9 protein-coding genes are annotated in these 9,768 nt (G+C 72.6%); 7 read left to right on the forward strand and 2 right to left on the reverse strand.

Annotated elements, in window-relative coordinates; all coding sequences use genetic code 11:
- Positions 1–145: 145 nt before the first annotated feature.
- From DZF91_RS17705 to htpX, 6 genes are all read left to right on the forward strand, one after another.
- Positions 146–721: an NADH-quinone oxidoreductase subunit J family protein gene (locus DZF91_RS17705; protein ID WP_407920916.1), complete on the forward strand. Its 576-nt coding sequence runs from the start codon at positions 146–148 to the stop codon at positions 719–721.
- Positions 721–1,092: an NADH-quinone oxidoreductase subunit NuoK gene (nuoK, locus tag DZF91_RS17710; RefSeq protein ID WP_117358565.1), complete on the forward strand. Its 372-nt coding sequence runs from the start codon at positions 721–723 to the stop codon at positions 1,090–1,092. Before DZF91_RS17705 ends, nuoK begins: the two co-directional genes overlap by 1 nt.
- Positions 1,089–3,155 (forward strand): NADH-quinone oxidoreductase subunit 5 family protein, encoded by a 2,067-nt coding sequence (locus tag DZF91_RS17715; RefSeq protein WP_235834374.1) that lies wholly within the window; start codon positions 1,089–1,091, stop codon positions 3,153–3,155. The genes nuoK and DZF91_RS17715 overlap by 4 nt, the downstream gene beginning before the upstream one ends.
- Positions 3,152–4,660 carry a complex I subunit 4 family protein gene (locus tag DZF91_RS17720; RefSeq protein WP_117358566.1) on the forward strand — a complete coding sequence of 503 codons (1,509 nt, stop codon included), beginning with the start codon at positions 3,152–3,154 and terminating at the stop codon, positions 4,658–4,660. Before DZF91_RS17715 ends, DZF91_RS17720 begins: the two co-directional genes overlap by 4 nt.
- Positions 4,657–6,132: an NADH-quinone oxidoreductase subunit N gene (locus DZF91_RS17725; RefSeq protein WP_117358567.1), complete on the forward strand. Its 1,476-nt coding sequence runs from the start codon at positions 4,657–4,659 to the stop codon at positions 6,130–6,132. The genes DZF91_RS17720 and DZF91_RS17725 overlap by 4 nt, the downstream gene beginning before the upstream one ends.
- Before the next feature lie 93 nt (positions 6,133–6,225).
- Positions 6,226–7,080 carry a zinc metalloprotease HtpX gene (htpX, locus tag DZF91_RS17730; RefSeq protein ID WP_117358568.1) on the forward strand — a complete coding sequence of 285 codons (855 nt, stop codon included), beginning with the start codon at positions 6,226–6,228 and terminating at the stop codon, positions 7,078–7,080.
- A gap of 378 nt (positions 7,081–7,458) precedes the next feature.
- Here the strand turns inward: htpX and nadE are convergent, their stop codons facing one another.
- Together nadE and DZF91_RS17740 are read right to left on the reverse strand one after the other, a co-directional pair.
- Positions 7,459–8,289 carry an ammonia-dependent NAD(+) synthetase gene (gene nadE / locus DZF91_RS17735; RefSeq protein ID WP_117358569.1) on the reverse strand — a complete coding sequence of 277 codons (831 nt, stop codon included), beginning with the start codon at positions 8,287–8,289 and terminating at the stop codon, positions 7,459–7,461.
- 8 nt (positions 8,290–8,297) lie between these two features.
- Positions 8,298–9,212, reverse strand: a complete 915-nt coding sequence (locus DZF91_RS17740; protein WP_117358570.1) for an SMP-30/gluconolactonase/LRE family protein — start codon at positions 9,210–9,212, stop codon at positions 8,298–8,300.
- Between the two features lie 72 nt (positions 9,213–9,284).
- Here DZF91_RS17740 and DZF91_RS17745 point away from each other — a divergent pair, with 72 nt between their 5' ends.
- Positions 9,285–9,731: an Lrp/AsnC family transcriptional regulator gene (locus DZF91_RS17745; RefSeq protein ID WP_117358571.1), complete on the forward strand. Its 447-nt coding sequence runs from the start codon at positions 9,285–9,287 to the stop codon at positions 9,729–9,731.
- Positions 9,732–9,768 lie beyond the last annotated feature (37 nt).

A 9,768-nucleotide genomic window follows, 5' to 3' on the forward strand; every position in this document is an offset into this window, starting at 1 on the left:
CGCGCGGCGCGCCCGGCACGCCCGGCACGCGCGGCACGCCGGGCAGGCCCGGAACGCCCGGTGCGCCCGGAACGCCTGGAGCGCCCGAGTGACCGGCCGGGATCTGGTCTTCGCGCTGCTCGGCGTGGTCGCCGTCGGCGCGGGCGTGCTGGTCGTGACGACGCGGCAGCTCGTCCACGCGGCGCTCTGGCTGGTGCTGTCGTTCGGCGCTCTGGCGGGCTGCTACCTGGTGCTGACCGCCGAGTTCGTCGCGTGGGTGCAGGTGCTCATCTACGTCGGCGCGGTCGTCGTGCTGCTGCTGTTCGGCATCATGCTCACGCGCGCGCCCGTCGGGCCGTCCGAGGACCTGGACTCGGGGAACCGCTGGGCCGCGCTCGCCGTCGCCCTGGGCACGGCGGCGCTGCTGGTCACGGTCCTGGTCATGGGCTTCCGCGGGACGCGGCTGAACGACGCTCCGCGGTGCCCGCCGGGCGCGGCGTCCTGCCCGGCCCGGGCGAACGGCAGCGCCGAACACCTCGGCGAGGCCGTCTTCCGCACCTGGGTGCTCCCGTTCGAGGTGCTGTCGGTACTGCTGCTCGCCGCGCTCGTCGGCGCGATCGTCCTCTCCCGCACCGGCCTCCCGGAGTCCCGCACCGGCCTCCCGGAGTCCCGCACCGGCCTCCCGGAGTCCCGCACCGGACTTGCGGAGCAACCGGACCGGTCGTCCGGGAGGGGACGCTGATGCATCTCGCCTTCCCGCTCGTCACCGCCGCCCTGCTGTTCGCGACGGGGGTGTACGGGGTGCTCGCGCGGCGCAACGCGATCCTCGTGCTGATGTCGGTCGAGCTGATGCTGAACGCGGTCAACCTCAACCTCGTCGCGTTCGACGTGCACCTGCGCGACCGGCTGCACGGCGGCCAGGTGCTCACCCTGTTCACGATCGTGATCGCCGCCGCCGAGGTGGGGCTCGGCCTCGCGATCGTCCTGCTGGTCTTCCGGAACCGCCGGATGATCGACGTCGACCGCCTCCGCTCCCTCGCCGAACCCGCCGACACGGGGAAGGCCGTGGCGGGCGACGACCGGGACCGCACGGACCGGGAGGCGGTCGAATGATCACGCTGGCGGCGCTGGTCGTCCTGCTGCCGTTCGCCGGCGCGTTCGCCGGGATGCTCGGCGGACGCCGCCTGCCGCAGCCGTGGGTCGCGTGCGTCCCGGTCGCGGTCTCGGCCGTCCTCGCCGCGATCGTCGCGTTCACCGTGTGGCGGTCGCCGGGCGAGCGCACCGGCACGCTCACCCTGATCCGGACGGGCTCGCTGCCGATCCGCGTCGGGCTCCAAGTGGACGGCCTGTCGGCCCTCGTCGGGATCATGGTGTGCTGCGTCGCGGTCGCCGTGCAGGTCTACTCGGTCGCGTACATGGCGGACGACCGGCGCTACACGTCCTACGCGGCGTTCGTGTCGCTGTTCACCGCCGCGATGCTGCTGGTCGTCTTCGCGGGCGACCTCCTGCTGCTGTACGTCGGCTGGGAGGTCATGGGCGTCTGCTCGTACTTCCTCATCGGCCACCACTGGGAGGACCGCGCGAACTCCCGCGCCGCCGTCAAGGCGTTCCTGGTGACGCGGCTGGGCGACGTCGGCTTCCTCTTCGGGATCTTCGTCCTCGGTGTCGCCGCCAGGTCGTTCGCCATCGCGGACGTGCTGGCCCGGACCGGGAGCATGTCGCGCACGACGCTGACCGCCGCCGCGTTCCTGCTGCTGTGCGGGGTCGTCGGCAAGTCGGCGCAGTTCCCGCTGCACACCTGGCTGCCGGACGCGATGGCCGGTCCCACGCCGATCAGCGCCCTCATCCACGCGGCGACGATGGTCGCGGCCGGGATCCACGTCGTCGCGCGCCTCTATCCGGTGTTCTGGTCCGTCCCGTCCGCGCTGAGCGTGCTCGGCGTCGTCGCGGTCGTGTCGATGGTCGGCTCGGCGCTGGCCGCCCTCGCCCAGGACGACCTGAAACGCGTCCTCGCGTACTCGACGATCAGCCAGCTCGCGGTGATGGCCGCCGGGCTCGCGGTCGGAGCCCGCTCGGCGGCCGTCTTCCACCTGGTCTCGCACGCCGCGTTCAAGGCGCTGCTGTTCCTCGCGGCGGGCTGCGTCATCCACGCGACCGCCACGAACATGCTCGCCCGCTACGGCGGACTGCGCCGCACGATGCCGGTCACCTTCTGGACGATGACCGTCGGCTTCGCGGCCCTCGTCGGCGTCCCGGCGTTCAGCGGCTGGTTCAGCAAGGACGCCGTCCTCGCCGCCGCCCAGCACGGCGCCCTCCACCACGGCTACTACGACATCGCGGACCCGGCCGCCGTCCTGCCCGACCCCCGGCCGATCGTCACGGTCACGCCGCCCGTCCCGGCCGGGGCGACGTTCCAGACGTTCACGGTCTCCGGCACCTTCCAGGCCGTGGCGCACCAGCTGCCGAGCGGCATCGCGTGGACGATCTACCTGGGGCTGCTGCTCACCATCGCGCTCACGGCGGCGTACTCGGCCCGCGCGTGGCTGATGACGTTCTTCGGCGAGCCGCGAGGCGCCACACCTGGCGACACGCGTGACGCCACGCCTGCCGAGACGGGTGGCGAGATGCAGGACGAGACGGGCGGCGCTGCGGGTGGCGAGATGCACCGCGAGACCGGTGGTGACGCGCCCGGGATCACGCGGGGGCGCGAGGCGCCGAAGCTGATGATGTGGCCCGTGATGGCGCTCGCCGTGCCCGCCGCCCTACTCGGGTTCTTCGGCCTCGGCGCGCCCGAGCTGCGTCCCGAGCTCGTGTCGTCCCTCCTGGGCGTCGTGCTCGTCGCCGCGGGGATCGGCGGCGTGTGGCTGGTCTGGAACCGGGAGCCCGCCGCCGATCCGGCGCGCGTGCTCGGTCCCGTCCGTCCGGTGTTCGCGCGGGCGTTCTACGTGGACGAGCTGTACACGCTGGTGGTCGTCCGGCCCGTCCGGACGCTGGCGCGCGCCGTCGCGGCCGGCGACCGGAGCGGCATCGACGCGGCCGTCGTCGGGACGGCCCGGGCCGTGCGCCGGCTCGCCGGGCCGCTGCGGATCCCGCAGAACGGCAACGCCCAGTCCTACCTGACCGCGCTGCTCGGCGGCGTGGTCGTCATCACGGCCCTGGTGGTGATCTTCGGATGATCTTCCTGCTGATGATGGCGATCCCGGCGTGCGCGGCGCTCGCGCTGCTCGTCCCGAAGGCGCGCTTCCTGCCGGACGACGCGTCCCTCGGCCGGTTCGGCATCCTGGTGTCGGGCGCGACGCTGCTGGTGGGGCTGTCGGCGCTGACCGCGTTCGACTTCTCCCGCGCGTCCCGCGCGCAGCTCGCCGTGGACCGCGTCTGGGAACCGTCGCTGGACCTGCGCTTCCACCTCGGCGTGGACGGGATCTCGCTCCCGCTGGTCGTCCTCACGGCGCTGCTGACGTTCCTGTGCCTGCTCTACACGTACCGGCACCCCCCGGCGGGCGGACGGCTCCGGCTGTTCACGGCGCTGCTGCTCGTCCTGGAGACGGGGATGCTGGGCACGTTCACCGCCCTCGACCTGATCCTGTTCTTCGTGTTCTTCGAGGTCGTCCTGATCCCGATGTTCGCGGTGATCCTGCTGTGGGGCGGTCCGGGGCGGCGCGCGGCGGCGACCAAGTTCATCCTCTACACGCTGCTCGGATCCGGGCTGCTGCTCGCCGGGATGCTGCTCGTCGCGGTGAACGCGGGCACGCTCGACATGACCGAGCTGGCCCGGCGGCACGGCGCGGGCGTCCCGCACGGCGTCCAGGTCACCGGGTTCCTGCTGATGATGCTCGGGTTCGGGGTGAAGGCCCCCATGTGGCCGCTGCACACCTGGCTGCCGGACGCGCACACCGAGGCGCCCACGGCCGGGTCCGTCCTGCTCGCCGGGGTGCTGCTGAAGATGGGCACCTACGGGCTCGTGCGCGTCGCCGTCCCGTCCGCGCCGGACGGCGCCCGCTCGTGCGCCGCCGCGCTCGGCCTGCTGGCGGTGGTCGGGATCGTCTACGGCGCGCTCGCCTGCCTCGCGCAGACCGACCTCAAGCGGATGATCGCCTATTCGTCCGTCGGGCACATGGGGTTCGTCCTGCTCGGCATCGCCACGCTGACCCCCGTGGGCGTCAACGCCGCGCTGTTCGGCAACATCGCGCACGGCCTGATCACCGGCCTGCTGTTCTTCCTCGCCGGATCGGTCAAGGACCGGTACGGCACCGGCGACCTCGCGCGGATCGGCGGGGGCATGCTCGGCACCGCGCCCCGGCTGGCGTCCTTCCTCACCTTCGCCGCCGTCGCGTCCCTCGGCCTGCCCGGCCTCGCCGGGTTCTGGGGCGAGATGCTGGCGCTGCTCGGCGCGTACCGTCCGGACGCCGCGCTGTCCCGTCCGGCGTTCGTGACGTTCATGGCGGTCGGCGGCCTCGGCGCCGTCCTGACCGCCGCCTACTTCCTGCGGCTGCTGGCGAAGATCACCCACGGCAGGCCCAGGGACTCCTCCGACGCCGCCGTCCTCACCGCGCCGACCGTGTACGAGTACGCCGCGTGGGTCCCGCTGGTCGCGCTGACCCTGCTGGTCGGGCTGTGGCCGAAGACGCTGCTCGCGGTGACCTCCGGTCCCGTCCGAGCCCTGTTCGGAGGAATCGGATGATCCAGGGCATCGACTACGCGGCGATCCTGCCGCCGGTGCTGTGCGCGGTGGCGGCGCTCGTCGTGCTGCTCGCGGACGCCTTCGACGTTCCGCGCCGCTGGCTGGGCGTCCTGACCTGCGGGTTCCTCACCGCTGCGCTGGTGGCCACCGGCGTCCTCGCGGCGGGGGAGAGGCGGACGACGTTCTGCGTGCCCTCCGGCCTGCGCGGCACCGGACCCCGTTCCTGCTCGTACGTCGCGGACGACTTCGCGCTCCTGTTCCAGGGCCTGGTGCTCGCCGCCGCCGTGATCGTCGTCCTGCTGTCGCTGCGCACCGTCGACACCGACGACCTGCCCGCCGGGGAGTACCACTTCCTGCTGCTCGCGGCGGTCACCGGCGCGCTCGCGCTGGTCGCCGCGCGCGACCTGGTGACGCTGGTCGTCGCGCTGGAGACGCTGTCGCTGCCGGTGTTCGCGCTGGTCGGGCTGCGGCGGCGGGACGACCTGGCCGCCGAGGCCGCGCTGAAGCTGTTCCTGGTGTCGGTCGTCTCGACCGCCGTCATGCTGTTCGGCGTCTCGCTGCTGTACGGCGTGACCGGCGCGATGCACCTCGACCGGCTGTCGGCCGGGCTGCGGACGCTCCCCGCCGACCTGGAGCCGGTCGCGTCCGCCGGAGCGGTGCTGGTGCTGGCCGGGTTCGCGTTCAAGGTCGCGGCCGTCCCGTTCCACTTCTGGGCCCCGGACGTCTACCAGGGCGCCCCGCTGCCGGTCGCGGCGTTCCTGTCGGTCGTGTCGAAGGCCGCCGGATTCGCCGGGCTCGCGATCGTCGTCGGGTTCGGCATGCCGTCCCTCGGGGACGTGTGGGGGCCGGTCATCGCCGTCCTGGCCGCCGTGACGATGACGCTCGGGAACCTCATGGCGCTGCGCCAGGGCACCGCGATCCGGCTGCTGGCCTGGTCGTCGGTCGCGCAGTCCGGCTACATGCTCGCGCCGCTCGCCGTCGGGGAACGCCGCCTGTCCGAGGCCGTCGCCGCGACCGTCGCCTACGTCGCGCTGTACGCCGTCATGAACCTGGGCGCGTTCGCCGTCGTCGTCGCCGTCCAGCGGTCCGGGGAGGAACCCGTCGCCCTCGACGGGTTCCGCGGCCTCGCCCGCCGCGATCCCCTCGCCGGGACGGCCCTCGCCTTCTTCCTCATCTGCCTCGCCGGGCTGCCGCCGGGCGTGATGGGGCTGTTCGCGAAGGTCGTCGTCTTCCGCGCGGCGGTCGCGGGCGATGTGACGTGGCTCGCCGTCGTCATGGCCGCGAACACCGTCATCGGCCTGTACTACTACCTCGCCTGGGCCGTCCGGGTGTTCGTGCCGTCCGACGCGCCCGAGGAGGGGACGGCGCGTCCGGGATTCGCGGTGCGGGCCGCGATCGCGGCGACCGCGGCGGGCGCGGTGGTCCTGTCGGTCGCGCCCCAGCTGGTGCTCTCGGCCGCCGCCGCCACCTGACGCACCGGCCCGCATATCACCTGGAAGGGAACGTTTCTCCAGGTCACGCCGTTGTCGTTAATGTACGACTCGTCAACGGGAAGCAGGGGACACGTGCGTTTCAACGGCGTCAAGACGGCGGCCCTCATCGCTGCGCTGTCGGCGTTGATGCTGGCGGCGGGGTGGGCGCTGGGAGGCAGGGCGGGCCTGGCCATCGCCCTGGTGATCGCGTTGGGCACCAACGGGATCGCCTTCTTCTTCAGCGACCGGATCGCGCTGCGCTCGATGCGCGCCCACCCGGTCGGCGAGGTCGAGGCGCCCGTGCTGTACCGGATCGTCCGGGAACTGTCGACCTCCGCGCGGCAGCCGATGCCCCGGCTGTACGTCTCGGAGACCATGCAGCCCAACGCCTTCGCGACCGGCCGCAACCCGCGCAACGCTGCGGTCTGCGTGACGCGCGGCATCCTGCGCGTGCTCGACGAGCGCGAACTGCGGGCCGTCCTCGGGCACGAGCTGTCGCACGTCTACAACCGGGACATCCTCATCTCCTCGGTGGCCGCCGCGATCGCCACGGTGATCACCTACCTGTCCCACCTGGCGTTCTTCCTGCCCATCGGCCGCTCGGACGACGACGAGGGCCCGGGCATCGTCGGCGCGCTCCTGATGATGGTCCTCGGCCCGATCGCCGCCGCCGTCGTGCAGATGGCGATCAGCCGCACCCGCGAGTACCAGGCGGATGCGTCCGGCGCGCAGCTCACCGGTGACCCGCTCGCCCTCGCCTCCGCGCTGCGCAGGATCGAGGCGGGCGCGCAGGCCCTCCCGCTCCCGCAGGACCCGGAACTGGCCACGACCAGCTCCCTCATGATCGCCAACCCGTTCCGCGGCGGCGGCATCGGCAAGCTGTTCTCCACCCACCCCCCGACCGCCGACCGCATCGCCCGCCTGGAGCGCATGGCCGGCCTCCACTGACCCGCATCCGCCAGGGGGCCTGACCCGCGACTCGGGAACTCGCGTCGAGCAGACCCGCTCCCGGGGGACTCGCGTCGAGGAGGCCCGCGTCTTCTCGGAGGACTCACGTCGGGGGAAGACGGGCGGAACGTCGGGGAAGCCGGGCGGAACGTCCCGGGAAGTCCGGCGGAAAAGGCGCGAACCTCCGGGCCGTCCGCCCCGTCATAGAACCCAGGAGCGCGCTTCCGCGTCCTTCAGCGGGGGAAGGGCGGCGGGAAGCGCGCTCTGCCTCGGCTCACGCGGTCGGGACGCCATCCCCCCGGCGCCCCGGCCGCGTGACCGGCTTCCACCCCGGTCACGGTGCACTTCCGGCTCGGCTACGGCGCGCTACCGGATCGGCTACGGCGCGATGGGCAGCCGGCGCTTGTGGTCGGTGAGCCGGTACCGCGCGACGATCTTCTCGAAGACCTCCTCGCCCACGGGCTTGCCCTCGAGGAAGTCGTCGATGTCGTCGTAGGTGACACCGAGCGCGTCCTCGTCGGCCTTGCCCGGGTCGAGGCTCTCCAGGTCGGCCGTCGGGACCTTCCACACCAGCTCGGTGGGCGCCCCCATCGCGTCCGCCAGGGCCCGCACCCGCCGCTTGGTCAGCCCCGTCAGCGGGACGAGGTCCGCCGCGCCGTCACCGAACTTGGTGAAGAAGCCGGAGACCGCTTCGGCGGCGTGGTCGGTTCCCACGACCAGCCCCTGGTGCGCCCCGGCGACCGCGTACTGGGCGATCATGCGCTGGCGGGCCTTGATGTTGCCGTGCACGAAGTCCCGGTGGTGCGGGTCGCGGAACGTCACGTCCGCCGCCGCCACGGCCTGCAGCGCGGCGTCGCTCGCCGGCTTCACGTCCACGGTCAGCACATGGTCGGGACGGATGAACGTGAGCGCCATCTGGGCGTGGTGCTCGTCCGCCTGCTCCCCGTAGGGCAGGCGCATCGCGTAGAACCGCGCTTCGTGCCCCTCGGCGCGGGCCCGCTCCACGGCGAGCTGGCAGAGCCGTCCGGCGGCGGTGGAGTCCACCCCGCCGCTGATGCCGAGCACCAGCGCGGACAGTCCGGTCGAGGTCAGCCGCTCGGCGAGGAAGGCCACCCGGCGCTCGATCTCCTGCCGGGCGTCGAAGGTGCCGGTGACTCCGAGCTCGTGGGCGATCTCCTGCTGCAGGGCGGCGGGCGCCTTGTCTTCCACGTCAACTCCTAGGTCCGGTTCTTCCGGATTTTAGAGGCGGGCACTCCGGTCACCGACATCACCAGGGAGTACAGCGTGCTCGTCGCGGTGATGAACATGCGGTTGTTCTTCGGACCGCCGAACGCGATGTTGGACACGCGTCCGGGCAGCCGGAGCCGTCCGATGAGCGTCCCGTCCGGGTCGTAGCAGTGGACGCCGTCGTCGAGCGCGGCGGCCCAGAGCCGTCCGCCGGTGTCGAGCCGGATGTTGTCGAAGTGGACCCCGGCCGGCGCCTCCGCGAAGACCTTCCGCCCGGAGAGCGCGCCGTCCGGATGGACGTCGAAGACGTGGATCCGGGCGGCCCGGGTGTCCGAGACGTAGAGCCTGCTCTCGTCCGGGGACAGGATGACGCCGTTGGGCCCGTCGAACCCGTCCGCCGCGAGCACCACCTCGCCCGTCGCGGGATCGATCCGGTAGAGGTTGCAGGCGCCGATCTCGGACTCGGCGCGGTGGCCCTCGTAGTCGCTGAGGATGCCGAAGTCCGGGTCGGAGAACCAGACGGTGCCGTCCGACCGCACCACCGCGTCGTTCGGGCTGTTCAGCCGATTGCCCCGGTAGCGGTCCGCCAGGACGGTCACCGTCCCGTCCGGCTCGGTGCGGGTGACCCGGCGGTTGCCCTGCTCACAGGTGACCAGACGGCCCAGCCGGTCGAGCGTGTTGCCGTTGCTGTGCCCGGCGGGCGCGCGGAAGACGCCGACCGCTCCGGTGGCCTCGTCCCAGCGCAGGATGCGGTCGTTCGGGATGTCGCTCCAGATCAGCTGGCGCCAGGCGGGCAGGTACAGCGGCCCCTCGGCCCAGCGGGACCCGGTGTGCAGGACCTCCGGCTCGCGGTCACCACTGGCGCACCGTCCGGTACGGAACCGTTCGTCCAGAACCTCGTACACGGCCGCCCCTCTCCTCGATCAAGATGCCGTTCAACGTAGCATCAAGATCGCTGAACGGTATACGGTCAAACCGTGAAAACCCCGGATGATATCGACCGTCGCTTGATCGCCCTCCTCCAGCGGGACGCGACCCGTCCCTACGCCGAACTGGGCAAGGAGGTCGGCCTGTCGGCGGGCGCCGCCCACGAACGGGTGCGCAAACTGCGGGAGCAGGGCGTCATCAGGGCCACGACGATCGACGTGGACCCGGCGGCACTCGACCGCGGCGTCCTCGCCTATGTGCTGGTCGACGCGACGTCCTGGATGGGCGACCGGGCCGAGGACTTCGCCGCCCTCCCGGAGATCCAGGAGGCCCACGTCATCGCGGGCAGCGCCGCCGTCCTGGTGAAGGTCCGCACGTCCACCACCCGGCAGCTCCAGGACGTCCTGCGCCGCCTGTACGCGATCGAAGGGGTCAGCGGAACGCAGGCGACCGTGGTCCTGGAGACCTTCTTCGAGCGACCCTTGGACGCCGGCTGAAAAAAGAGGGCGCGGGACGGGCGTTCTGCCCGTCCCG

The organism is Actinomadura logoneensis, from assembly GCF_003428695.1.
GTDB classification, from domain to species: Bacteria; Actinomycetota; Actinomycetes; order Streptosporangiales; family Streptosporangiaceae; genus Spirillospora; species Spirillospora logoneensis.

What these genes read in the sequence shown, in the direction of transcription:
- nuoK (WP_117358565.1), top strand. Translation starts at nt 721, where the DNA reads ATGCATCTCGCCTTCCCGCTCGTCACCGCCGCCCTGCTGTTCGCGACG.
- DZF91_RS17715 (WP_235834374.1), top strand. Translation starts at nt 1,089, where the DNA reads ATGATCACGCTGGCGGCGCTGGTCGTCCTGCTGCCGTTCGCCGGCGCG.
- DZF91_RS17720 (WP_117358566.1), top strand. Translation starts at nt 3,152, where the DNA reads ATGATCTTCCTGCTGATGATGGCGATCCCGGCGTGCGCGGCGCTCGCG.
- DZF91_RS17725 (WP_117358567.1), top strand. Translation starts at nt 4,657, where the DNA reads ATGATCCAGGGCATCGACTACGCGGCGATCCTGCCGCCGGTGCTGTGC.